Source organism: Actinophytocola xinjiangensis (assembly GCF_001921215.1).
Taxonomy (GTDB): Bacteria; Actinomycetota; Actinomycetes; order Mycobacteriales; family Pseudonocardiaceae; genus Actinophytocola; species Actinophytocola xinjiangensis.
Map to the genome: position 1 here is coordinate 20,604 of NZ_MSIF01000042.1, position 23,367 is coordinate 43,970.

A 23,367-nucleotide genomic window follows, 5' to 3' on the forward strand; every position below is an offset into this window, starting at 1 on the left:
TGCGGCTGGGGCGGCGTTCCAGTAGTCACGGGGCATGAGCGTGGACGAGCGACGGCGGGTCAGGCGGCTTCCCCGCGAGGTGCGCGAACGGCAGATCCTCGACGCGGCGGTCACGGTGTTCTCCGCGCACGGCTACCACAACGCGTCCATGGACGAGGTGTCCGAGGTCGCCGGGGTGTCCAAGCCGATGATCTACGCCTACCTCGGGTCGAAGGAGGACCTGTTCGCCGCGTGCATCCGGCGGGAGTCGGCCACCCTGCTGGCGGCGATCAGCCAGGGCGTGTCGCTGGAGCTGCCGCCGGACATGCAGCTGTGGCACGGGTTGCGCGCGTTCTTCGACTTCGTCGGCGCGCAGCGGGCCAGCTGGCAGGTGCTGCACCGGCAGGCGATCTCCCAGGGCGGCCCGTTCAGCGACGAGCTGATCGCCATGCGCCGCCAGGCGATCAGCCTGGTCGACACGCTGCTGGTGCGCACCGCCACCCGCCGGGGCCTGGACGAGCAGTCCACCGAGGCGTTGGCGGCGGCGCTGGTCGGGGCGGCCGAGTCGCTGGCCGACTGGTGGCTGGACCATCCGGACGTGCCGAGCAAGGTCGTGGCGTCCCGGCTGATGAACCTGGTGTGGATGGGTTTCGGCGATCTGGTCGACGGCAACACCTGGAGTCCCGCCGAACACGCGTGATCCAATGCCGGGATGCGATTAGCACTGGTACTGACCTCGGTGGCGGTCGCCGTCGGACTGACGACCGCACCCGCCACGGCGCTGGCCACCGGGGACGACACGATCGGCGCCCCCGGCGTCGGCGACCCGTACTACCCGCTCGACGGCAACGGCGGGTTCGACGTCGCCCACTACGACCTGCGGCTGAACTACCAGCCCGACACCGACGAACTGTGGGGCACCACGACCATCCGGGCCACCACCACCCAGCGGTTGAGCCGGTTCAACCTGGACTTCCTGCTGACGCCCTCGTCGGTGCGGGTGAACGGTGCCCCGGCCGGTTTCGTCTCCTCCGACGACGGGGAGCTGGTGGTGACCCCGGCGCGGACGCTGGGCGCCGGCCGGCCGATGACCGTCACCGTGACCTACCGCGACCACCCCGACCGGTACCAGCGCTACGGCGAGGACCCGTGGCGCCCGGACGGCGACGCGATCCTGATCGCCCGCCAGCCGCACATGGCGCCGTGGTGGTACCCGAGCAACGACCACCCGTCGGACAAGGCGACCTACGACATCGCGATGACCGTGCCGGACGGCCTGGAGGTGGTCTCCACCGGGCTGCCGGTCGCCACCACGCCCCGGCCCGACGGCCGGACCCGCTGGCACTGGCGCAGCACCCACCCACAGGGCACCTACCAGACCGGGCTGGTGATCGACGACTTCGACGTCGAGACCTCGACGACGCCCTCGGGCCTGCCGGTGATCAACGCCTACGCCACCGACGCGGCCAACCAGGAGACCGCCCGCGCGGTGCTGGGCCGCACGCCCGAGTTCATCGCGTTCCTGGAGTCGAGGTTCGGCCCGTACCCGTTCGAGTCGACCGGCGCGGTGCTCGCCACCCAGAACGCCGCGCTGGAGGTGCAGACCCGGCCGTTCATCAACCAGATCGTCTTCGGCGAGGACTCGCTGCTGGACCCGGTGGTCGTCATGGTGCACGAGTACGCGCACATGTGGTTCGGCAACTCGGTGTCGATGCGCGACTGGCGGGACTTCTGGCTCAGCGAGGGGTTCGCGACCTACGCCGAGTGGCTGTGGCTGGAGGACACCGGGGAGAGCACCGCGCAGGCCCAGGCGAAGCGGCGCTACGACCAGTACCCGGCCGACCATGCGATCTGGCAGGTCCCGGTGGCCGAGCCGGGACGGTTCGACGGCCCGAGCATCGGCGCGGTCTACTACCGGGGCGGGATGGTGCTGCACGCGCTGCGGGTCGAGGTCGGCGACGACACGTTCCTGACGATCCTGCGTGACTGGGCCCGGTCCCGCGCCGGCGGGTACGGCGACACCGCCGAGTTCACCGCGCACGCCGAGCGGATCGCCGGCCGGGACCTGTCGGCGGTGTGGGACGCCTGGCTGTACTCGACCGGCAAGCCCCCGGCGCCACCGGCGGGTCCGGCAGGGACGTAGTCAGCTGATCGTGCCGGCCAGGTGTGGTTTGCCCGTGCGGGCGTCGTGCAGGGAGAACTCCCCGTCCTGCGCGTGGAAGGCCACCGTGGCCGGCAGCAGGACCGGCAGCTTGAACCGGACGTCGACGGTGTACGCGCCGGGCAGCCGGCCTTCCAGGGCGGCCAGGCAGCGGGCCTTGGTCCACATGCCGTGCGCGATCGCCCGGGGGAAGCCGAACAGCCTGGCGGTCAGCGGGTGCAGGTGGATCGGGTTGCGGTCGCCGGAGACCTCGGCGTAGCGCCGGCCGGTGTCGGCCGGCACCCGCCACAGCGCCCGCGGCGCCGGCGGTTCGGCGCGCTCGGACCGGTCGCGTTCGCCGCCGCCGGTGCGGCGCAGGTAGGTGCTGGTGTCGGTCCACACGGTCTGGCCGGAGACGGTGGCGGTGGAGACGACGTCGAACTGCCGGCCGCGCGGGTGGTCGCGCAGGTTCTCCGCGCGCACCCGCAGGTCGAGCCGGTCGGCCAGGGTCAGCGGGCGGGTCTGGGTGATCCGGTTGGCCACGTGCACCGAGCCGGCCAGCGGGAACGGGAAGTCGGCGGCGGTCATCAGCTTGATCTGCAGGGGGAAGGTGAGCACGTGCGGGTAGGTCGCCGGCAGGTCGTCGGTGAGGCGGAACCCGCAGACGCGGTCGTAGGCCGCCAGGTGCGCCACGTCGACCGGCACGCCGGGCAGCAGGTACTCGGTGTCGGGCAGGTCGCCGCCCCGGTGCCGGAAGCCGGTGAGCACGGCCTTCGGGTACAGCGCGCCGAGGCTGGGGGCCGAGGTCAGTTCGGTGAGCGCCATGTCAGGCCCCCAGCAGGCTCTGGCCGCACACGCGCACCACGTTCCCGTTGACCGCGCCGGAGCCGGGGCTGGCGAACCAGGCGATGGTCTCGGCGACGTCGACCGGCAGGCCGCCCTGGGACAGGCTGTTCATCCGACGGCCGGCCTCGCGGATGACCAGCGGGACGGCGGCGGTCATCTTCGTCTCGATGAAGCCGGGGGCGACGGCGTTGATGGTGGCGCCGCGTTCGGCGAGCATCGGGGCGAGCGTGTCGACCATGCCGATGACGCCGGCCTTGCTGGTGGCGTAGTTGGTCTGGCCGACGTTGCCGGCGATCCCGGCGATGGAGGAGACGCCGATGACGCGGCCCTCGGCGCGCAGCGCGGCGGCTTCCAGCAGCGCGTCGTTGATCGCCAGCTGGGCGCACAGGTTGACCTGGAGCACCGCGTCCCAGGCCTGTTCGGTGAGCTTGCCGAGCGTTTTGTCCCGGGTGATGCCGGCGTTGTGCACGACGATGTCCACGCCGCCGTGCCGTTCCCGCAGGTGTTCCACGATCCGGGTGGGGGCGTCGCCGGCGGTGATGTCGGCCTGGAGCGCGGTGCCGCCGATGCGGTTGGCGACCGCCGACAGCTCGTCGCCCTGGGCGGGGACGTCGAGGGCGACGACGTGCGCGCCGTCGCGGGCGAGCACCTCGGCGATGGCCGCGCCGATGCCCCGCGCGGCCCCGGTGACCAGCGCGACCTTGCCGGCCAGCTGGTGGTCCCAGTCGGCCGGTTCGACGGTGGAGCGGGTGTGCGAGCCGATCCGCACGACCTGGGCGTCGACGTAGGCCGAGCGGCCGGAGACCAGGAACCGCAGGGTCGACTCGACCGATCCCTCGGCGCCGGGGGCGACGTACACGAGCTGCACGGTGGCCCCGCGCCGCAGTTCCTTGCCGACCGAGCGGGTGAAGCCCTCCAGGGCGCGCTGGGCGATGGCCGCGCGGCCGCCGAGGGCTTCGGGCGGGGTGCCGAGCACGACGACCCGTCCGCTGGGGCCGACGGTGCGGATCAGCGGGTGGAAGAAGGCGTGCAGCTCGCGCAGCCGGTCGGGGTGGTCGATGCCGGTGGCGTCGTAGACGAGGGCGGCGTGGCGGGGCGTGTCGCCGGTGAGCGGTTCGGTCAGCACGTCGACGCCGGCGGACTTGAGGATGTCCGCGACGCCGCCCAGCCGGCCGCCCTCGGCGGCAGCGACCAGGGCCGGGCCGGTGAGCGGGGGGTCGCCGAGGTGGTGGCGGCGCAGCGGAGCCGGGTTGGGCAACCCGAGCCGGCGCACGACCAGCCGACCGAAGCCGGACCGGGCAAACTGCTGATAGCGGTCGGTCATGATGCTCCGCTTTCCGTGTTCGGGGCCTCACTCGACGCTGAGCCTACTCGTGAGTAGGTTAGGATTGCCAGCCGGGAAAGACGTGTCGTGGGATGTGAGGCGTTCATGGATCAGGTACGTAGGGTCGCGATCGTCGGCGGCAACCGGATCCCGTTCGCGCGGTCGAACAGCGCCTACGCGACGGCGTCGAACCAGGACATGTTCACCGCCGCCCTCGATGGTCTCGTGAGCCGGTTCGGCCTGCAGGACGAGCGGCTCGGCGAGGTCGCCGCCGGCGCGGTTCTCAAGCACAGCAGGGACTTCAACCTCACCCGGGAGTGCGTCCTCGGCTCACGACTGGCCCCCACGACCCCCGCCTACGACCTCCAGCAGGCCTGCGGAACCGGATTGCAGGCGGTGATCCAGGTGGCCAACAAGATCGCACTCGGGCAGATCGACTCTGGCGTGGCCGGCGGCGTGGACACCACCAGCGACGCCCCCCTGGGCGTGCACGAGGACCTGCGCCAGATCTTCCTGTCGCTCAACCGGGCGAAGTCGGTCGGCGCCCGGCTCCGCGCGCTGACCAGGCTGCGCCCCGGCCAGATCGTCCCGGACATCCCGCGCAACGCCGAGCCGAGGACCGGCCTGTCGATGGGCGAACACGCCGCCATCACCGCCAGGCAGTGGGACGTCAGCCGCGAGGCCCAGGACGAGCTGGCGGCCTCCTCACACCAGAAACTCGCCGCCGCCTACGAACGCGGCTTCTTCGGCGACCTGCTCACCCCCTACCTCGGCCTGACCCGCGACCAGAACCTGCGCCCGGACTCCACCGCCGACAAGCTGGCCACCCTCAAGCCGGCCTTCGGCGGCCAGGACGGCACCATGACCGCCGGCAACTCGACCCCGCTCAGCGACGGCGCGTCCACCGTGCTGCTGGCCTCCCCGGAGTGGGCCCAGGCCAGGCGGCTGCCGGTACTGGCCTACCTGACCTACACGGAGACCGCGGCCGTGGACTACGTCCACGGCCGCGACGGTCTGCTGATGGCACCGGCCTACGCGGTGCCCCGGATGCTGGCCAGGGCCGGACTCTCGTTGGCGGAGTTCGACTTCTACGAGATCCACGAGGCGTTCGCCTCCCAGGTCCTCGCGACCCTGGCCGCGTGGGAGGACCCGGAGTTCGCCAAGACCCGCCTGGGCCTCGACGAGCCGCCCGGGTCGATCGACCGGTCCAAGCTCAACGTCAACGGCTCGTCGCTGGCCGCCGGCCACCCGTTCGCCGCCACCGGCGGCCGAATCGTCGCGACCCTGGCGAAGATGCTGCACGAGAAGGGATCCGGCCGTGGCCTGATCTCCATCTGCGCGGCCGGCGGCCAGGGCGTGACAGCGATCCTGGAAGCCGCGTAGCGCGCTGTTCCTCGTCGATCAGGATCGGCCGACGGTGTTCCCCGGAAGGCAGGGGCACCCGGGGGCTACATGACCTGGCCCCACTTCACCGAGGAGATCAACCCGGAAAGATCGGCGTTCAGGCGCGGCCCGTCGGGATTCTTGCTGTCCCGCACGGCGCCGAGGTTGGACACCTCGACACAGTTCGTTTCCTGCGCGGACCGGGTGGACTTGCGCCACCGCTCAGATACTGTCGTCATGTCGTCTCCATCCCATGGACGATGTTCTCGATGATGCCGGTCGACTCGGCCGGGGTCATCGCCGCTTGCCGGATCTCCTCCGACGCTTCCAGGAACGCCGCCACGTCCCTCTCCTCCCACAGGAACAGGCTGCTGCGGTGGTGCTCCAGCAGCACAATCGGCCTGGCCTTCGGGAATCCGATCAACTCGAACGGCCCGGCCAGCCCAGGGTGAAACCCGGGGCGAGTTGAGCTGATCAGCTGAATCGTGACGTTCGGCCGCCGCGCCATCGTCAGCAGGTGGTGCATCTGCTCGACCATCACGTCTCGCGGCGCGATCGGACGCACCAACGCCTCCGTGTCGACCAGCGCGAGAAACTCAACCGGTGACCGGCGCGTGAGGATCTCCCGACGCCCCGCTCGCAGAGCCACCCGGGTGTCCGCGTCCGGGACGTCGCCCATGATCGCCCGCGCGTAGTCACTCGTCTGGAGCAGACCTGGGACCAGCAGCGGCGCGACGTCCACGATTCTCGATGCCGCCGCTTCGTGCTTGACGAGCTGCGTGAGCGAACCGCCCAGCGTCGTCGCGCCAGCGGTGAGTTGTCCTGGCGCGTCATCGGCGTCGCGTCGCAGACCGAGAATCCGCTCGCGCACGTCGGCGGGCGTCCCCAGCTCGTCCAGCACGCGAACCAGGTCGGCGAGGGGAGGAAGCCGCCTGCCGGTCTCCGCGCGGAAATCACCTTCACACGCGCCGGATCCACCACCGGGATCCCCTCCCTGCGACTCACCGTCGGCGAAACAGCCTGCACCGCCCTCGCGAAGACCGTTCTCGCCACCATCCGCCAGCTACAGCAACAACCACAGAAACCGGAGTGAACACCACCATGGACATCGTCCCGTTCATGCTCACCTCGACCGAGGACACCACCAACCGCGTCTACGCCGCTTGCATGTTGATCACCACCGACGCCGGCGACTCCGATGTCGTCGTCTTCCGTCGGGGGACCGACGGAGCGCCCATGCTCGGAATCTCCGACAGCCCGGAACGAGCCCTGCGACTGCACAGCATGGTGACCCCACTACGCATCGAGTGGTGCCACGACACCAACTGAGGGCTCTATCGCCGTCTATTGGATCTTCTCTAGACACGGCGATAGGCCGCGATCGGCGACACGCCGTCGGGGTTTCTGGCGCAATATCGGGTTCTCGCTAGAGACGTCGATACGGTCTGATCGTGGATCCCGTGCGCAATCCCTTCGCGCCAGGGGCCGGGCAGCGCCCGCCCGAACTCGCCGGTCGGGAGAAGGAGGTCCAGGCGTTCGACGTGGTGCTCGAACGTGTCGCGCGCGGCCGGCCCGAGCGCAGTCTGGTGCTGACCGGTCTGCGTGGGGTCGGCAAGACCGTCCTGCTCGGTGAGCTGCGGTCGATGGCCGTGCGGCGGGGCTGGGGCGCGGGCAAGATCGAGGCCCGGCCGGACGCCGGGTTACGTCGCCCGCTGTCGGCGGCGCTGCACCGGGCGGTGCGGGATCTGGCGGTGCGTCACCGGGCGCCGGACCGGGTGGAGCACGTGCTGGGTGTGTTGAAGGCGTTCGCGTTGCGGGCCTCGCCGGCCGACTCGAAGTTGCGGGACCGGTGGCAGCCGGGGATCGACGTGCCGCCGACCCAGGGGCGCGCGGACTCAGGGGACATCGAGATCGACCTGGTCGAACTGTTCACCGACGTCGCCGAGTTGGCCCAGGACGTCGGCACCGGGGTGGCGTTGCTGATCGACGAGATGCAGGACGTGGTGGCCGACGACATCTCCGCGCTGTGCGCGGCCTGCCACGAGCTGTCCCAGTCCGGGGCGCCGTTCGTGGTCGTCGGCGCCGGGCTGCCGCATCTGCCGGCGGTGCTCTCGGCCAGCAAGTCCTACTCCGAGCGGCTGTTCCGGTACGTGCGCATCGACCGCCTCGACCGCACCGACGCCGACCGGGCGGTGCTCGCGCCGATCGCCCGCGAGGAGGCCGGCATCACCGACGAGGCCCTCGACTCGCTGTTCGACGCGGCCGGCGGCTACCCGTACTTCATCCAGGCCTACGGCAAGGCGGCGTGGGACGCGGCGGCCAGTGACCCGATCACCGCCGACGACGTCGCCGTCGCCGCGCCGGAGGCCGAGGCCGAACTCGCGGTGGGGTTCTTCGGCTCCCGCTACGAGCGCGCGACGCCGGCCGAACGCGAGTACCTGCGGGCCATGGCCGAGCTGACCAAGGGCAAGACCGACGAGGGCGCGGCGACCTCGGACATCGCCGGCCACCTTGGCCGCAAGCCCTCGTCGCTCTCACCCGCGCGCGACTCGCTGATCAAGAAGGGCCTGATCTACTCCGCCGAGCGCGGCCGGATCGCCTTCACCGTCCCGCACTTCGGCCGGTACCTGTTGAACATGGACGACTGACTGCCCTCGTATCCCCCTGTCTAGTGATCTTCGTAGACAGGGGGATACGTCTGCCAGGACCCGGAAGCCGCCGGACGATCATCGGTATGTGGCTCGCTTCACCGAATAAACCGTGGGTTTCTGGCGTTGGAAGGGGCATAATAGAAGGCACTGGAGGAACCAGTGGGAGCCCTAACCAAGGAGTGGAACGCAGATGAACATCGCCGCGAAGATCCGTGCCCGGCGGATCGAGGCCCGCAACCGGCGAGCGGTGAACCACGCGATCGCCACCGCGGCCACGCCGGCCATGCGTGACGAGATCCTGATCATGGCGCAGCACCAGCAGCGCATGCGCTGAGTGCGCGAAACTTTTTTCGTGGCCGTGTAACGCCCCAAGGGCAAGCCACGATGTTCCGGTTGACCCCGTAGTGCTGGCGGACCCCCGACCTGGCAGCACTGCGGGGTTTCCATCTGTCCGCACCTCTTGTGCGCCGGTGATCCGCCAAGCACAGTGCGTTGCATGGGTGTTGTTGGCGCGCAAGCGACAGAGCTGTTCATCGGAACGGTCCAGGCACCGCTCCAGGTCGTCCGGGTCACGCTCGACGGCGGCGGACCGGCCACGATCCTGGTGCGGGGCGAACGGATCACGACCCCGACACCGGCTACCACCGACGGCGCGCCGGACACCGTCGTCGAGGTCGGTGTCGACACCGGCGCCACGACCCCCGGCGAGACGGTCACCGCCGAGGCGGTCGTCGAGTACGCCGGCTCCACCGCGACCGTCGAGTTCCCGTTCACCGTCGCCGAGGCCGGCTGGACCATGCACATGGTCAGCCACTTCCACTACGACCCCGTCTGGTGGAACACCCAGGCCGCCTACACCGTCTCCTGGGACCAGCTCGACTTCCCCGGCTCCCCGCGCGGCGCCCGGCAGCTCGCCGGCTTCGACCTCGTCCGCGCCCACCTCGACCTCGCGCTGACCGAACCCGAGTACCGGTTCGTGCTCGCCGAGGTCGACTACCTCAAGCCCTACTGGGACACCTTCCCCGCCGACCGCGCCGTGTTGCGCCGGCTGATCGACGAGGGCCGGGTCGAGGTCCTCGGCGGCGCGTACAACGAGCCCAACACCAACCTCACCGACCCGGAGACCACCGTGCGCAACTTCGTGCACGGCATGGGTTTCCAGCGCGACGTGCTCGGCGCGACCCCCGCCACCGCCTGGCAGCTCGACGCGTTCGGCCACGACCCGGCCTTCCCCGGCCTCGCCGCCGACGCCGGCCTCACCTCCAGCTCCTGGGCGCGCGGCCCGTTCCACCAGTGGGGCCCGATGGAACGCACCGACACCGGCAAGGGCGACCCGACCCGGATGCAGTTCCCCAGCGAGTTCGAGTGGATCTCGCCGTCCGGGCGCGGCCTGCTGACCTCCTACATGACCGACCACTACGGCTCGGGCTGGACGCTGGACTCGGCCGTGGACCTCGACGCTGCCTGCGAGGCGGCCTACGGGATCTTCCGCGAGCTCAAGCGGGTCACCGGAACCCGCGAGGTGCTGCTGCCCGTCGGCGGCGACTACACCCCGCCGGCGAAGTGGGTGACCCGCGTGCACCGCGAGTTCGCCCGCCGCTACGTGTGGCCCAGGTTCGTCTGCTCGCTGCCCCGGGACTTCTTCGCCGCGGTGCGGGAGTCGTTCACCGCGCGCGGGGTGGACCCCTCGCCGCAGACCCGGGACATGAACCCGATCTACACCGGCAAGGACGTGTCCTACATCGACACCAAGCAGGCGCAGCGCGCGGCCGAGGTCGCGGTGCTGGAGGCCGAGGCGTTCGCGGTGTTCGCCCGGCTGCTGGCCGGCGCCGGCTACCCGGACGCCGCGCTGGCCAAGGCCTGGGTGCAGCTGGCCTACGGCGCCCACCACGACGGGATCACCGGCTCGGAGTCCGACCAGGTCTACCTCGACCTGGTCACCGGCTGGCGCGACGCGCACGACCTGGCCGCCGACGTGCGCGCGCGGTCGCTGACGGTGCTGTCGAACCTGGTCGCGGGGGACGGGACGCGGGTCGTGGTGTGGAACTCGCTCAACCACGCCAGGACCGACGTGGTGACCGTCCGGCTGGCCGAGCCGCTGGGTGGGCACGTGACGGTGACCGGCGAGGACGGGACGGTCCTGCCGTGCCTGGTCGAGCACGGCGGCGCCTCGGTGAGCTTCCTCGCGGCCGACGTGCCGGCGTTGGGCTGGCGGGCCTTCCGGCTGGCGACCTCGGCGCGACCGGGCACCGGGAACCAGGACTGGGTCGCGGTCGATGGCCTGACGGCGGCCTCGGACCGGTTCACCGTGACCGTCGACCCGGCGCGCGGCGGCGGGGTGTCCAGCCTGCTCGACATGCGCGACGGGGGGTGTGAGCTGATCGCGCCGGGCCGGGTCGGCAACGAGCTGGCGGTGTACGCGGAGTACCCGAGCCACCCGCGTTTCGGCGAGGGGCCCTGGCACCTGCTGCCGCGCGGGCCGGTGACCACGTCGGGCTCGTCGGCGGCCGACGTGGCGGTGTCCCGCGGCCCGCTGGGCGAGCGGATCACGGTCACCGGCGCGGTCGGCCCGGTCCGCTACACCCAGACGATCACCGTGTGGCGCGGGGTGTCCCGGGTGGACTGTGTGACCACGGTGGACGAGTTCACCGGCGAGGACCAGCTGCTGCGGGTGCGCTGGCCGTGCCCGGTGCCCGGCGCGCTGCCGGTCAGCGAGGTCGGCAACGCGGTGGTGGGCCGGGGTTTCGGCCTGATCGACGTGGACTCGGCCGAGCACCCGTGGACGCTGGACAACCCGGCGCACACCTGGTTCGGCCTGTCGAGCGCGGCCGCGCTGCGGCTGGCCGACGGCGCGCTGCGGCCGATCGGGGTCGCCGAGATCATCGTGCCGTCGCTGGAGCAGGCGGCGCTGGCCCGGCCGTTGGCGGTGGCGCTGGCGCGCTGCGGGGTGACCTCGACGGTGTCGGCGGCCGACGGCGCGCGCTACGGCGCCCTGGAGGTCGACTCGAACCTGCCGGACGTGCGGATCGCGCTCGGTGGGGCGGCGGTCAACGCGTTCACCGCGGACGTGCTGGCGCGTCAGGGGATCGCCGACGCGGACGGGCTGCGCTGGGTCACGCCGGACAAGCCGTTGGCGCAGGTGTGGCGGCCCAGCGCCGACCTGCGCGACGCGCGGGCGCTGGGCGTGCTGGTGGCCGCCGGCCCCGACCTGCCCGGCCTGGTCGAGTCGCTGGTCGACGACCTGGCCGACCGGGTGGTCGAGGTCGGTGCCGGCGACCCGGGCCAACCGCCCTACGAGCGGCGTTCGGTGGCCGTGCTGAACCGGGGGCTGCCCGGGTTCGCCGTCGACACGGGCGGCACGCTGCACACGTCGCTGCTGCGCTCGTGCACCGGCTGGCCGTCGGGGGTGTGGATCGACCCGCCCCGGCGCACGGTGCCCGACGGCTCGAACTTCCAGCTCCAGCACTGGACCCACGAGTTCCACTACGCCCTGACCGCCGGCGACGGTGACTGGCGCGCGGCCGGGATCGCGCAGACGAGCGCGGAGTTCAACCGGCCGTTGCACGCGGTGGTCACCGACGTGGTCACCGACGGTCCCGGCGGTGCGCTGCCGGCCGCCGGGTCGCTGCTGCGCGCCGAGCCGGCGGGGCTGGTGCGGCTGGCGGCGGTCAAGGCCGCCGGCAACCCGCTGACCCGGGGTTCGGGTCTGCCGGCGGATCCGGCGCGGCAGGTGGCGTTGCGGCTGGTGGCGCACACCGGTTCGCCGGTGAGCGCGCGGCTGGCCTCGGACGTGGTGTCCTTCGGTGATCTGACGGCGGCCAACCTGCTGGAGGAGCCGGCACGTTCGCTGCCCGGCCAGGAGATCGAGGTCCCCGGCTGTGACGCGGTGACCGTGCTGGCGACCCCGGCCGTCGAGTCCCTTGTGGACACTCCGGTGACCGGTGTGCTGGCGGAGCCGACCGGGCCACTGTTCGCGAAGTACTGGCTGCACAACCGGGGCCCGGCGCCGCTGGGCGGCCTGCCGCTCGCGGTCCACCTGCACCCCACCCCGGACCAGCGGGTGCTGGAGCTGACGGTGGCCTCCGGCAGTACCGATGTCGAGCTGTCCGGGCTGGTGCGCCTGGCCCTGCCCGACGGCTGGCACGCCACCCCCGACGAGGTGCCCTTCGGCCTGCCGCCGGGCGGGCACCTGTCCACCACGGTGACAGTGACCGCGCCGGCCGACCCGCCCGACGGGCGCTACCCGGTGCGCGCGTCGGTCACCCCGGCCGGTGACCTGCCCGGCGGTTGGGGCCAGACCGTCGAGGACGTCGCGGTGCTGACCGTCGGCTCCCCGCCGGAGGAGGGCCTGCTCAGGCTGGTCGGGGACCCGTCGCCGGTGCGGCTCGCGCCGGGCGAGGCCGGCCGGCTCGCCGTGCGGGTGGCCTCGGGGGCGCGGGCACCGGTGGCGGTGGAGGCGGCGTTGGTCAGCCCGTGGGGGACCTGGGAGCTGGCCGGTCCCCGGCTGGTGGGGGCCGAGTTGCCCGGTGGCGGTGAGGTGGAGCTGGCGTTCGACGTGGTGGCGCCGCCGTGGGCGCGGCCGGGCCGGTGGTGGGCGCTGATCCGGGTCGCCGGCGCCGGGAGGCTGCTGTACTCGCCTGCCGTGGCGCTGGAGGTGACGGCATGAACGCGGTGGTGGCGTGGGTCGACGGGGACCCGGTGGAGGTCGGCGAGGTGGACCGGCGGGAGGCGGCGCTGCGCGCCGGGCCCCGGGCCTCGGCGCTGCCCCGGGGCGGTACCGGCGAGGGCCGGCAGTTACGGCGGTGGCTGGTGCAGGTGCTCGTCGCCGAGCGGGTGGTCGCGCGGGCGGCGCGGCGGCTGGGGGTCGACGCGGCCGGCGCGCCGGCGCTGGCCGAGCTGGTGCCCGACCGGGCGGGGATGCTCGGCCTCGGCAGTGTCGCGGCCGATGTGCTGACGCGGGATCCGGTGGCGCGCAACGTGTTCCTCGCGGTGACCGCCGGTGTGACGGTGTCCGACGCGCGGGTGGCGCGGTACTGGCGGACCAATCCGGAGGGGTTCCGGATCCCGGAGCGGCGGCTGGTGCGGCACGCGGTCGGCACCGGCGACCCGGACGCCCGGCCGGCGCGCGCGGTGCGCCGGGGCGAGCTGGGCCGGGAGTTGGAGCGGGCGGTGTTCGGCACGCCGCCCGGCGGCCGGGTCGAGTTGGCGGACGCGGTGGGCACGCACACCGTGCTGGTGGTGGACGTGGCGCCGGCCAGGGTGCGTGCGCTGGCCGAGGTCCGGGAGGAGATCCGCCGCCGGCTGACGCTGGGCGCGCGGCGGCGGGCGTTCGTCGAGTGGCTCGACCAGCGGTTGGCGGAGTCGGTGCGGCTGGCGCCCGGTTTCGAGCACCCCGGTGACCCGTCCCAGCCCGACAACACCCATCGACACTGAGGCCGTCGCTACCATATGCTTGACTTCGTCAAGCAATTGTTTCACGGGAAACGTAAGGTCAGCGATGTCGAACGTGGTCCCCATCGAGAACATCTCCGCAGTCCGCGCCTTCAATCGGAGCTACACGAAGTTCCTCGGCGCCCTCGACGAACACCTGCTGAACACCACTTATTCGTTGACTGAAGCAAGGGTTCTCTTCGAGTTGGGCCAGCGCGACGAGACCGAGGTCGCCGAACTCCGCCGCGCCACCGGCCTGGACGCCGGCTACCTCAGCCGGCTGCTCGGCCGCTTCGAGGACAACGACCTGCTCAGCCGCGAACGCTCCCGCGCCGACGCCCGCCGCCAGGTCATCCGCCTGACCCCGCGCGGCCGGGACAGCTTCCTGGTCCTCGACCACAAGTCCGCCCGCCAGATCCGTGGCCTGCTCACCGGCCTCACCGACCGCGAACAACGCCAGGTCGTCGAGGCCATGGACCTGATCCGCGCCCGCCTCGTCGACGTCGAGACCGCACCCAGCGTTCGCCTGCGCGCCCCCGAACCCGGCGACTACGGCTGGGTCGTCGAACGCAACGGCGCCCTCTACGCCACCGAACACGGCTGGGACTCCTCCTACGAGGCCCTGGTCGCCCAGATCGTCGCCAGCTACCTCGACAAACATGACTCCACCAGCGAGAACGCCTGGATCGCCGAGTTGTCCGGCGAACGCGTCGGCGCGATCTTCTGCGTGCGCAAGAACGACACCACCGCCGCACTGCGCCTGCTGCACGTCGAACCCAGCGCCCGGGGCACCGGCGTCGGCGCGACCCTGGTCGACGAGTGCCTCCGGTTCGCCCGCGCCGCCGGCTACCAGGCCATCGAGCTGTGGACGGTGTCGCTGCTCGCCCCGGCCCGCCGGATCTACCAGCGCGCCGGCTTCACCCTCGTCGAGCAGGACACCGCCGAGCGCTTCGGCCACCGCCTCACCGGCCAGACCTGGCGCCTGGACCTGAGCGCATCATGATGCGATGATGCGGTGATGCGGACCACGATCGACCTGCCGGAGGACCTGCACGCCCGGGCGCTGTCGATCGCCCGGGACACCTCCCGCACGCTGTCCGAGACCGTCGCGGACCTGATGCGCCGGGGCCTTGGTCAGCGGACCGGGGAAGCGATCATCACACGCAGTGAACGGACAGGGCTGCCGCTTGTCGACCTCGGCACGGTCATCACCACCGACGACGTGCGCACCCTGGACGACGACGAATGACCGACCTGCTGGACCCCAACGTGCTGATCGCCCTGGTCGTCGTGGGCCACGTCCACCACGAGGCCGCCGAGGACTGGCTGGAGGCCAGCGACCAGCCCTTCGCCACCTGCCCCAGCACCCAGTCGGCCCTGGTTCGCCTGATGGTGCGCCTCGGTCATCTCGCGCACACCGCGCACGCCGTCCTGGAGGCCATCGCCCAGGACCCGCGCCACGAGTTCTGGCCCGACGACGTGCCCTTCGACGAGGTCCCGCTGACCGGGGTCGTCGGACATCCGCAGGTCACCGACGCCTACCTGGCCCACCAGGCCAGGCGGCGGGGCGGTCGCCTGATCACGTTCGACCCCGGCCTGGCCAAGGCGCACGCCGACGTCGCCGTGCTGGTCGCGACGGGCTAGGCGCGCGGCAGGCGACCCATCAGGTAGAACTCGTCGTTGGGCCGCAGGTCGGCGAGGTGGGCGATGCGGTTGGACAGGGCGAACAGCGCGGTGATCGCGCCGACGTCCCAGATCTCGTCGTCGGTCAGGCCGGCGTCGCGGGCCGCGTTCAGGTCCTCGGCGGCGAAGGTCGCCGGGTCCACGGCCAGGGCCAGCGCCAGGTCGACGATCGCCCGCTCACGCTCGGACAGCTCGACCGTCCACGGGTTGGTGGCCACCCGGTCGGCCAGCTGGGGGTCCCGCGAGCGGACCCGCAGGATCGCGCCGTGCGCGACCACGCAGTAGGTGCAGCTGTTCGCCCCGGACGTGGCGACCACCACGAGCTCCCGCTCGGCCTTGGACAGCCCGTCGGCGCGGTCCATCAGCGCATCGTGGTAGTCCAGGAACGCCCGTAGCTCGGCCGGGCGGTGGCCGAGCGCGCGGAACACGTTCGGCACGAACCCCGACTTCTCCGCCACGGCCTCGATGCGGGTCCGCAGATCCTCGGGCAGGTCCTCCGGTTCGGTCACGCCGAACCTGCTCACCTCGTCAGCCACGACGCCCACGGTAGCCGTGTCGCCGTAGCCGTGTCCGGCACGCGGGCAACACGGGAACCAACCACAGGAACCATCAACCACTGTGGACAAACATCGGCCGAACAGTGGGCGAACGGCGCGCCGTGGCCGTGGCGTCGGCATCCACGCACCGGAGGGCTCCACAGGCTGTGCACAGATCCATCCACAACCTGTGGACAACCCCGGTGGACAACTCGGCCGGACCGAACACGGATCGGGGACCGCCCACCGCGCGGTCCCCGATCCACCCGGCTCAGGCCAGCCGCTGCCGGAGCACCTCCAGCTCAGCACGCAGCGACGACGGCAGCTTCTCGCCGATCTTGTCGAACCACTCCTCGATCATCGGCACCTCGGCCCGCCACTCCTCGACGTCGACCGCCAGCGCGGCCTCGAGGTCGGCCCGGTCGGTCTCCAGACCCGTCAGGTCCAGGTCATCGGCGCTCGGCACGTACCCGATGGCGGTCTCGCGGGCGGCGGCGGTGCCCTCCAGACGCTCGATGGCCCACTTCAGGACCCGCGAGTTCTCGCCGAAACCAGGCCACAGGAAGCGCTTGTCCTCGCCCCGGCGGAACCAGTTCACGTAGAAGATCTTCGGCAGCTTGGTGGCGTCGGCCCGCTTGCCGGTGTCGATCCAGTGCTGGAAGTAGTCACCGGCGTGGTAGCCGATGAACGGCAGCATCGCCATCGGGTCGCGGCGCACCACGCCGACCTTGCCCTTGGCCGCGGCCGTGGTCTCCGACGAGAGTGTGGCACCCATGAACGTGCCGTGCTGCCAGTCACGCGACTCGGTGACCAGCGGGATCGTCGTCGCCCGGCGCCCGCCGAAGAAGATCGCCGAGATCGGCACGCCCTTCGGGTCGTCCCACTCCGGGGCGAGGATCGGGCACTGGTCCATCGGCGTGCAGTACCGCGAGTTCGGGTGCGAGGACAGCTCCTCGCCACCCGGCGCCCAGTCCTGCTTCTTCCACGAGGTCAGGTGGGCCGGCGGCTCACCCATGCCCTCCCACCAGATGTCCCCGTCGTCGGTCAGCGCGACATTGGTGAACAGCGAGTTCCCGCGCTCGATGGTGCGCATCGCGTTCGGGTTGGTGTGGTAGTCGGTGCCCGGCGCCACACCGAAGAACCCGGCCTCCGGGTTGACCGCGTACAGCCGGCCGTCCTCACCGAAGCGCATCCAGGCGATGTCGTCGCCGAGGGTCTCGACCTTCCAGCCGGGGATGGTCGGCTCCAGCATCGCGAGGTTGGTCTTGCCGCACGCGCTGGGGAACGCCGCCGCCACGTAGTGGACCTTGTTCTCCGGCGAGATCAGCTTGAGGATCAGCATGTGCTCGGCCAGCCAGCCCTCGTCGCGGCCCATGGTCGAGGCGATCCGCAGCGAGTAGCACTTCTTGCCGAGCAGGGCGTTGCCGCCGTAGCCCGAGCCGTAGCTCCAGATCTCCCTGGTCTCCGGGAAGTGGGTGATGTACTTGGTCTCGTTGCACGGCCACGGCACGTCGGTCTCGCCCGGCGCGAGCGGCGCGCCGACCGAGTGCAGGGCCGGCACGAAGTCACGCTCGTTGCCCTGGGCGTCGACGAACTTCTCCAGGGCACGGGTGCCCATCCGGGTCATGATCCGCATCGAGGTCACCACGTAGGCCGAGTCGGTGATCTCCACGCCGAGCATCGGCTCGTCGGCCGAGAGCGGGCCCATGCAGAACGGGATCACGTACATCGTGCGGCCGGCCATCGAGCCGCGGAACAGCTCCCGCAGCGTGGCCTTCATCTCCGCCGGGTCCATCCAGTTGTTCGTCGGACCGGCGTCGTCGGGGTCCTGCGAACAGATGTAGGTGCGCTCCTCGACCCGGGCGACGTCGTCGGGGTCGGACGCGGCCCAGAACGAGTTGGGCTTCTTGGCCAGACGGGTGAACGTGCCCGAGGCCACGAGCTGTTCGGTCAGGCGGTCCCACTCCTCGTCGGAGCCGTCGACCCAGACAACCTCGTCCGGCGTCGTCAACTCGGCGACCTCGCGGACCCAGGACAGGAGCCGCTGGTGCGTCGTCGGTGCGTCGTCAACACCTGGAATTGCCACTGCCGTCATCTCGCTTCTCCTGACTGACGCCGAAAGCCAAACAGGACCCCGTTGTCCAGCGCTCGCGCGGACATCGGCGTCCTGGGTGAACGGCGAAGCCCCCGCCCGAGGTCTCGGACGGGTCTGCCGCATTGGGGATGTAGAGAGGTTAACCAGATGAACAGCGCCTAACCGAGACCTAGCGTGTCGCTTCCCTCACAAGACCGATTCTGGAATCGATTCAGCACACGGACGTACGAGCCAGCCCTCTGGCCTGGGTGTTTTCAACCACAGCACGAAAAAAGACGATCCCGGCGACACTCGTCGCCGGGATCGTCCGGAGTGGATCGACGCTGGAGTGGGACTCGTTCAGCCCTGCGCCCAGACCGAGTCCGCACCGCTGACGGTGTCGGCGGTGTAGGTGCCGTCCTCGGAGATCGAGCCCTCCTCGACGACGGTCCACTCGTCGGTTCCGGTGTGCTTGGCGATCGTCACGTCGCCGTTCTGCTCGATCATCATCGACTGGTCGGCCTGGCCGTCACCGTCGGTGTCGGTGAAGGCCATCGTGGTGCCGCTGGAGTCGGTGACCACGGCGGTGTCGTACACGCCGTCGCCGTCGGTGTCGATCGTGGCCGGGCCGGCGTCGACGTCCTCGCCGGGCATGTCGACCATGATGCTCTCGCCCTCGCCGCCCGGGGCCGCGCCGCCGGTGTCGTCGCCGGTGTCGCTGCCGACGTCGGTCGCGCCGGTGTCGTCGGGCGCCCCGCCGGACCCGTCGGCGTCGTCGGCGCCGTCACCGGTCGGGGTGGGCAGTGACTCCACGCTCTCGGCCGACCACTCGCCGGTGCTGGCGTCGTACTCGGCGCCGGCCACGACGTTGCCCTCGTCGTCGTACTGCACGGCCACGTCGGCGACGCTGTCACCGTCGGTGTCCGCGAAGGCGACGTAGGCGCCGTCCTCGGTCTGCACCACGGCGGTGTCGTTCTGCGAGTCGCCGTCGAGGTCGTAGTTCTCGACGACGGCGTACTCCTCGCCGTCGACCTCGACGGTCAGCTCGTCCTGGCCCGCGTCGGTGTCCGTGGTCGGGTCGTCTGCGGTGGGATCGTCGTCCACGTACACGGGTCGCCCCCTCTGTCTGGAAGGTCTGGTCGGTGATTCGCTTGTCTGACTGTCCGTGAGGCCCGTTGGTTCCACCAGGCTTCCCGTCAGGCGCGGTCGCGCACCGACCGGATGCTGGAGAGCAGCTTCTCCGCGCGTTCCCGCCCGGCGCCCACCTCGGTCAGCCGCTTGTTTACCACGGCCAGCCGCTTGTTCCGCTCGGCGGTGTCAAGTCGTAGTGCCTTGTCCACCTCGCGGAGCTCTTCCTCGATGCCGGCGATCCGCCGGCCCAGCGCCTCGTCGAGGGCCAGCGCCAGCTGGGACTCGGTCTCGATGAGCTGCTCGGCGACCAGCTGGTCCAGTGTCGAGCGGGCGTCGGCGATCGACTCGGACAGCCACTGCTTCATGTGCTGCTTGTCGGCGGTGTGCCGGCGGGTCTTGGCCAGCCACCAGCCGGCACCCAACCCGATCATGATCGTCGGCACCAGCAGGATCGGTGCGGCGACCGCGCCGGCCAGCGGCAGCAGCGCCATCTTGCCGGCACTGAACCCGCCGGTCACGCCCATGAACACCAGCAGCCGGTCCTCGGCGGTCGGCGGGCGCTTGTCGGCCGGGCGGACCACGACCGCCGAGCCGCCGGCGCGGGCGAACTGACCCCGGATGACCTCCAGCTCGTCGGGCTGGAACAGCTCGCCCAGGACGGTCTCGGTGACCTGGTTGAGCCGGTAGGACACCGACATGCTGATCCGGCCGGACACCATCTGCAACGCGGCGTCGACCTGGGCGGGCAGGTCCTTGAGCTGGTCGCGGTCGGCGACGTCGATGGCCTGGCGGAACCAGGACTGCAGGTCGCGCATCTGGCGGGCGACCTCGTGGTTGTTCTCCACCCGGGTGCGCTGGATCTCACCGCGCATCCGGACCTGCCAGCCCTTGGTGGACGAGCGGCGCTCGGTGGTCAGCTCCTCCTTGCGCGCGCGCAGCGACTCGGCCTCCTCCTCGCCGGTCGACAGCGCGCGGCGTTCGCCCTCCAACCGCACGTTGAGCGTGCCGAGTGCGCTGGACAGCGCGCGCATGGTGTTGGCCTCGCCGAGCATCACCGACCGGCCGACGAGCAGGTCGGCCAGGGCGGTGCGCAGTTCCGGTACGCCGGAGCGTTCCTGGAGCATGGCGGTGGCCTCGGGGTTGGGGGCCTTGGCCGCCATCTCGTACATCCGCGCGGAGACCGGGAAGAACTTGGCGCCGGCGAAGCGCGGGGCGTGCTCGGCGAGCAGCTGCTGGTCGGCCTCCAGCACCTGCCGCCAGCCCCGATACTGGTCCACTTTGGACAGCGCGAAGACGATCGTCTCCACCCGGTCACCCACGGTGGCCAGGAAGTTCAACTCCCCCAACGTGAACGGCGCCGACGCGTCGACCACGAACAGCAGCGCGGTGGCCGACGCGGCCGCCTCGGCCGCCAACTCGCCGTGCACCGAGTCCAGCCCGCCGACCCCGGGGGTGTCGACGATCGTCAGCTTCTCCAGGTACTCCAGCGGGCCGTCGACCTCGACGTAACGCGGCGGCAGCTCACCGGGAGGCAGCTGGTGGGCGGCCGAGACCCAGTTGACCAGCTCCCCGAGGTCGACCGGGACCGGGGCCAGCTGGCCCGGGTAGCAGGCCCGCGCCTCCCACTGCTGCGCGTGGCCGAACACCAGGTAGGTCGCGGTCGCCACATCCGCGTCCACAGGGGACAGACCGGAGTGCCCGAGCAGCGCGTTGACCAGCGAGCTCTTGCCCCGGTTGGTCTCACCGACCACGACCGCCGACGGCTTGCCCCGGCGCCGCTCGCGGATCTGCTCGACCCACCGCGCCGCGTCCGGGTCGGCCTCGCGCAGCAGGGTGAGCAGTTTCTCCCGCGCCTGGGCGACCTGCTTGGGCAGCGGCAGCGCGCCGGTCGGCGCGGCCGGTGTGGTCGCGGGCGAGGTCATCGTTCGGCGTTGCTGTAGACGGTCACGATCGGTGCCCGGAGCAGCTCGCCCCGGTCGGAGAAGCCGACCACCTCCGTCTCGGCGACCAGCCCGTCGAGGCTCTCGTCGGCGGTGGCGACCGTGCCGCCGGCCTCGTGGTGGGCCGGGTCGAACCGGACGCCGTCCGGGCGCAGCGCGCTGACGCCCACCCCGGCCAGGCCCTCCTCGATCCGCTCGGCCACCCCGGCACTGCGTGCCCGGTCCAGCGCGTAGAGGCACAGCGCCACCAGCGACCGGCGCTCGGCCAGTGCGGCCTCCAGCGTGGGATCGGCGTTCTCGCGGGCGGCGGTGGCGAAGTCCTCGGACCCGACCAGGCCGTCGGCGGCGATCCCGGCCTGGCGACCGACCCGAGTGACCGGCGGGTCGCCCGCCGTGTCGCCCGTGCCACCCCTGGCGGCCTGGGCGATCACCGACGCCTTCACCTCGATGGTCGAATCGGTGTTGTCGGTCACGTTCATGTCCTCGTCTCTACCACGTCGGTCGCTACCGCGTCGGTCGCTGCCACGCTGGAACCAGGAGCCCATGTCCCACTCACCCCGACTGCTCGCGAAGTTGCTGCCAGATCAGGAAGTATGCGCGATGCACGACGTGCGCGACCCGGCTTTGGGCTGGTGTGGCCCCGAAGGACGCGAACGAGCGCCACCAGCCGGCGCGTTCGAGGGCGTAGGCGGACAACTCCTTGTGCGGACGACCCTTGAGGCCCAGCTGCTCACCGATGTCGGCGCTGCTGCCGACCCGCAGCACCTCCTCGGCGAGGTCGTCGGGCATCGCGACGGCGCCCGACGTGACGAGTGTAAGCGCTTCCAACAGGCGGAGTTGGTGCGCCTCCGGTTTGGCCAGCAGCACCTCGATCGCGTCGTGCACCCGTTGCCGCTCACCGGGATCACCGGAGGCGTGGGCCAACGCCGTGACCGACGCGAGCGCCGCGGCGGCCTTGATGCCGTCGGCGCGGGCACGGAACACCGCGTCCAGCCGGCCACGCACACCGGCCAGACCCGAGGCGTTGAGCAGCGTGCGGCGCAGCGAACCGGCGGTCAGCTCGGGGTCGGCGCGCAGCGCGTCCACCGCGCAGCGCACGCCGAACAGGTCGAGCTTCTCCAGCAGCCGGGTGCGGGTACCCGAGGGCACCTCGCACTCCCAGGTGGTGAAGATGTCCGCGGACATCAACATGGTCTCCCACGTCGCATCGTCCAGTTTGGACAGCGAGCGGAGCGCGTCGGCGTCGGCCGAGGTGAAGCCGCCGGACTCGGCGGACTCGGCGAGCAGACCGATCACCGGGATCACGTCGGCCACCCGCGGCTTGAGCGACTGCGCCTGCTTCTCCGCCAGCAGGCTCGCCGCCCGCCACACGTCGCCCTCGGAGCCGGCCACCGACTCCGGCGGGATGGTGTCGGCCTTGTTCAGCACGGCGATCGCGTTCACCGGGCCGGCGTCGCGGCTGGCGGTGGCGGCGGTGAACGCGGCCAGCGCCTGCTGGTCGTCGGCGCGCACGCCCTGGGTGACGACGTAGAGCACGGCCTCCGCGCCGGCGACCGCGCTGCGCGAGGTCTGGTCCAGCTCGTCACCGCGCCCGTCCGGATCGGGCTCGGCGTCCTCGGCGGCCTCCCGCGCCGGCCCGTCGAGATCCGGCGCGCGGTGCTTGGCCGCGCCCAGCAGCTGCTCGGTGCGCCGCACCGACGCGGCGTCCAGCGAGCCGAGGCCCGGGGTGTCGATCACCGTCAGGTCGCGCAGCACCGCGTTGGTGAGATAGGCCTCCAGGTGGGAGACGTCGTCGAAGTTCACCTCAAGGTCGCCGGGGATCATGCCGGTCGCGTCGAAGGGCAGCACCTGCTTGCGGCCGTCGTGGAAGATCAGCTCCACCCGGTCGACCGTGCCGTACTGGAACCGGGTGACCAGCCGGGTGCACTCCCCGACGTCGGTCGGCGCGACCCGGCGCCCGATGAGGGCGTTGACCAACGTCGACTTGCCGGACTTGATCCGCCCGGCGACCGCGACCTGCAACGGCGCGGACAGCCGGCGCAGCACCTCGCGGAAACCGGCGGCGGTCCTGGCGGACACCTGCGGTTGCAGCCGGGTGCACAGGTTGGCCACCGCTGCCGACAACGGTCCGGCGAGCGGTTGCCCCTGCTCGGCTACCGTCGTCACGTCCGCTCCCCTTTCCACCGTGCCGGACTACTGGTGTGTGCCTGATCGTCCCATGGCGGCCACGCCAACCGGCAGGGGTCAGCC

The 23,367-nt window shown here is 71.6% G+C and carries 21 protein-coding genes; 11 read left to right on the top strand and 10 right to left on the bottom strand.

Annotated features, from left to right (window positions below; genetic code table 11):
• The first annotated feature begins 34 nt into the window (after positions 1-34).
• A complete protein-coding gene (locus BLA60_RS40320; protein WP_075138378.1) occupies positions 35-679 on the top strand; it encodes a TetR/AcrR family transcriptional regulator in 645 nt (214 codons plus the stop codon).
• 12 nt (positions 680-691) lie between these two features.
• A complete protein-coding gene (locus BLA60_RS40325; protein WP_084736131.1) occupies positions 692-2,122 on the top strand; it encodes a M1 family metallopeptidase in 1,431 nt (476 codons plus the stop codon).
• On the opposite strand, the gene BLA60_RS40330 is transcribed toward BLA60_RS40325, so the two are convergent.
• Both BLA60_RS40330 and BLA60_RS40335 read right to left on the bottom strand, forming a co-directional pair.
• Complete coding sequence (locus BLA60_RS40330) at positions 2,123-2,944, bottom strand: MaoC/PaaZ C-terminal domain-containing protein (RefSeq protein WP_075138380.1); 822 nt, start codon at positions 2,942-2,944, stop codon at positions 2,123-2,125.
• Between the two features lies 1 nt (position 2,945).
• Positions 2,946-4,289, bottom strand: coding sequence for a 3-oxoacyl-ACP reductase (locus tag BLA60_RS40335; protein WP_075138381.1), 1,344 nt, complete (start codon positions 4,287-4,289; stop codon positions 2,946-2,948).
• A 105-nt stretch (positions 4,290-4,394) separates the two neighbouring features.
• Between BLA60_RS40335 and BLA60_RS40340 the strand changes: the two genes are divergently transcribed.
• Entirely contained in the window at positions 4,395-5,672 is a 1,278-nt protein-coding gene (locus BLA60_RS40340; RefSeq protein WP_075138382.1) for an acetyl-CoA C-acetyltransferase, read from the top strand.
• Positions 5,673-5,737: 65 nt separating this feature from the next.
• On the opposite strand, the gene BLA60_RS40345 is transcribed toward BLA60_RS40340, so the two are convergent.
• On the bottom strand, positions 5,738-5,911 hold the full coding sequence (locus BLA60_RS40345) for a DUF397 domain-containing protein (RefSeq protein WP_075138383.1): 174 nt from the start codon (positions 5,909-5,911) through the stop codon (positions 5,738-5,740).
• Complete coding sequence (locus BLA60_RS40350) at positions 5,908-6,573, bottom strand: DUF5753 domain-containing protein (protein ID WP_084736136.1); 666 nt, start codon at positions 6,571-6,573, stop codon at positions 5,908-5,910. The genes BLA60_RS40345 and BLA60_RS40350 overlap by 4 nt, the downstream gene beginning before the upstream one ends.
• Positions 6,574-6,761: 188 nt before the next feature.
• Here BLA60_RS40350 and BLA60_RS40355 point away from each other — a divergent pair, with 188 nt between their 5' ends.
• The 8 genes from BLA60_RS40355 to BLA60_RS40385 all read left to right on the top strand — a co-directional run bounded on the left by BLA60_RS40355 (position 6,762) and on the right by BLA60_RS40385 (position 15,397).
• Positions 6,762-7,001, top strand: a complete 240-nt coding sequence (locus tag BLA60_RS40355; RefSeq protein ID WP_075138385.1) for a hypothetical protein — start codon at positions 6,762-6,764, stop codon at positions 6,999-7,001.
• Positions 7,002-7,123: 122 nt separating this feature from the next.
• Entirely contained in the window at positions 7,124-8,320 is a 1,197-nt protein-coding gene (locus BLA60_RS40360) for an ATP-binding protein (RefSeq protein ID WP_075138386.1), read from the top strand.
• Positions 8,321-8,513: 193 nt separating this feature from the next.
• Positions 8,514-8,657, top strand: a complete 144-nt coding sequence (locus BLA60_RS44705; RefSeq protein WP_170108440.1) for a hypothetical protein — start codon at positions 8,514-8,516, stop codon at positions 8,655-8,657.
• Between the two features lie 162 nt (positions 8,658-8,819).
• Entirely contained in the window at positions 8,820-12,989 is a 4,170-nt protein-coding gene (locus tag BLA60_RS40365) for a glycoside hydrolase family 38 N-terminal domain-containing protein (RefSeq protein ID WP_075138387.1), read from the top strand.
• Positions 12,986-13,756 (top strand): peptidylprolyl isomerase, encoded by a 771-nt coding sequence (locus tag BLA60_RS45175; protein WP_075138388.1) that lies wholly within the window; start codon positions 12,986-12,988, stop codon positions 13,754-13,756. The genes BLA60_RS40365 and BLA60_RS45175 overlap by 4 nt, the downstream gene beginning before the upstream one ends.
• 64 nt (positions 13,757-13,820) lie before the next feature.
• Positions 13,821-14,756, top strand: coding sequence for a bifunctional helix-turn-helix transcriptional regulator/GNAT family N-acetyltransferase (locus BLA60_RS40375; RefSeq protein WP_075138389.1), 936 nt, complete (start codon positions 13,821-13,823; stop codon positions 14,754-14,756).
• A gap of 15 nt (positions 14,757-14,771) precedes the next feature.
• The gene (locus BLA60_RS40380; protein WP_075138390.1) at positions 14,772-15,002 is read left to right on the top strand and encodes an antitoxin; all 231 of its coding nucleotides are present in this window, start codon (positions 14,772-14,774) and stop codon (positions 15,000-15,002) included.
• Positions 14,999-15,397, top strand: coding sequence for a TA system VapC family ribonuclease toxin (locus BLA60_RS40385; RefSeq protein ID WP_075138391.1), 399 nt, complete (start codon positions 14,999-15,001; stop codon positions 15,395-15,397). The genes BLA60_RS40380 and BLA60_RS40385 overlap by 4 nt, the downstream gene beginning before the upstream one ends.
• On the opposite strand, the gene BLA60_RS40390 is transcribed toward BLA60_RS40385, so the two are convergent.
• The 6 genes from BLA60_RS40390 to BLA60_RS40415 form a co-directional block, all read right to left on the bottom strand.
• Positions 15,394-15,972 carry a peroxidase-related enzyme gene (locus BLA60_RS40390; RefSeq protein ID WP_075138404.1) on the bottom strand — a complete coding sequence of 193 codons (579 nt, stop codon included), beginning with the start codon at positions 15,970-15,972 and terminating at the stop codon, positions 15,394-15,396. The two genes, BLA60_RS40385 and BLA60_RS40390, sit on opposite strands and share 4 nt — an antisense overlap.
• Positions 15,973-16,243: 271 nt before the next feature.
• Positions 16,244-18,067 (bottom strand): phosphoenolpyruvate carboxykinase (GTP), encoded by a 1,824-nt coding sequence (locus BLA60_RS40395; protein WP_075138392.1) that lies wholly within the window; start codon positions 18,065-18,067, stop codon positions 16,244-16,246.
• 339 nt (positions 18,068-18,406) lie between these two features.
• On the bottom strand, positions 18,407-19,156 hold the full coding sequence (locus BLA60_RS40400; protein WP_075138393.1) for a DUF6802 family protein: 750 nt from the start codon (positions 19,154-19,156) through the stop codon (positions 18,407-18,409).
• Between the two features lie 86 nt (positions 19,157-19,242).
• Positions 19,243-21,099 (bottom strand): dynamin family protein, encoded by a 1,857-nt coding sequence (locus BLA60_RS40405; protein WP_075138394.1) that lies wholly within the window; start codon positions 21,097-21,099, stop codon positions 19,243-19,245.
• Positions 21,096-21,596, bottom strand: coding sequence for a nucleotide exchange factor GrpE (locus BLA60_RS46055; RefSeq protein ID WP_425427135.1), 501 nt, complete (start codon positions 21,594-21,596; stop codon positions 21,096-21,098). Before BLA60_RS46055 ends, BLA60_RS40405 begins: the two co-directional genes overlap by 4 nt.
• A 73-nt stretch (positions 21,597-21,669) precedes the next feature.
• A complete protein-coding gene (locus BLA60_RS40415) occupies positions 21,670-23,283 on the bottom strand; it encodes a dynamin family protein (RefSeq protein ID WP_075138395.1) in 1,614 nt (537 codons plus the stop codon).
• Between the last annotated feature and the right edge of the window lie 84 nt (positions 23,284-23,367).

Coding starts and splice junctions, on each gene's coding strand:
- BLA60_RS40345 (WP_075138383.1), bottom strand. CDS start 5,911: ATGACGACAGTATCTGAGCGGTGGCGCAAGTCCACCCGGTCCGCGCAG.
- BLA60_RS40385 (WP_075138391.1), top strand. CDS start 14,999: ATGACCGACCTGCTGGACCCCAACGTGCTGATCGCCCTGGTCGTCGTG.
- BLA60_RS40395 (WP_075138392.1), bottom strand. CDS start 18,067: ATGACGGCAGTGGCAATTCCAGGTGTTGACGACGCACCGACGACGCAC.
- BLA60_RS40325 (WP_084736131.1), top strand. CDS start 692: ATGCGATTAGCACTGGTACTGACCTCGGTGGCGGTCGCCGTCGGACTG.
- BLA60_RS40375 (WP_075138389.1), top strand. CDS start 13,821: ATGTCGAACGTGGTCCCCATCGAGAACATCTCCGCAGTCCGCGCCTTC.
- BLA60_RS40365 (WP_075138387.1), top strand. CDS start 8,820: ATGGGTGTTGTTGGCGCGCAAGCGACAGAGCTGTTCATCGGAACGGTC.
- BLA60_RS46055 (WP_425427135.1), bottom strand. CDS start 21,596: ATGAACGTGACCGACAACACCGATTCGACCATCGAGGTGAAGGCGTCG.
- BLA60_RS40340 (WP_075138382.1), top strand. CDS start 4,395: ATGGATCAGGTACGTAGGGTCGCGATCGTCGGCGGCAACCGGATCCCG.
- BLA60_RS40380 (WP_075138390.1), top strand. CDS start 14,772: ATGCGGACCACGATCGACCTGCCGGAGGACCTGCACGCCCGGGCGCTG.
- BLA60_RS44705 (WP_170108440.1), top strand. CDS start 8,514: ATGAACATCGCCGCGAAGATCCGTGCCCGGCGGATCGAGGCCCGCAAC.
- BLA60_RS45175 (WP_075138388.1), top strand. CDS start 12,986: ATGAACGCGGTGGTGGCGTGGGTCGACGGGGACCCGGTGGAGGTCGGC.
- BLA60_RS40335 (WP_075138381.1), bottom strand. CDS start 4,289: ATGACCGACCGCTATCAGCAGTTTGCCCGGTCCGGCTTCGGTCGGCTG.
- BLA60_RS40320 (WP_075138378.1), top strand. CDS start 35: ATGAGCGTGGACGAGCGACGGCGGGTCAGGCGGCTTCCCCGCGAGGTG.
- BLA60_RS40330 (WP_075138380.1), bottom strand. CDS start 2,944: ATGGCGCTCACCGAACTGACCTCGGCCCCCAGCCTCGGCGCGCTGTAC.
- BLA60_RS40405 (WP_075138394.1), bottom strand. CDS start 21,099: ATGACCTCGCCCGCGACCACACCGGCCGCGCCGACCGGCGCGCTGCCG.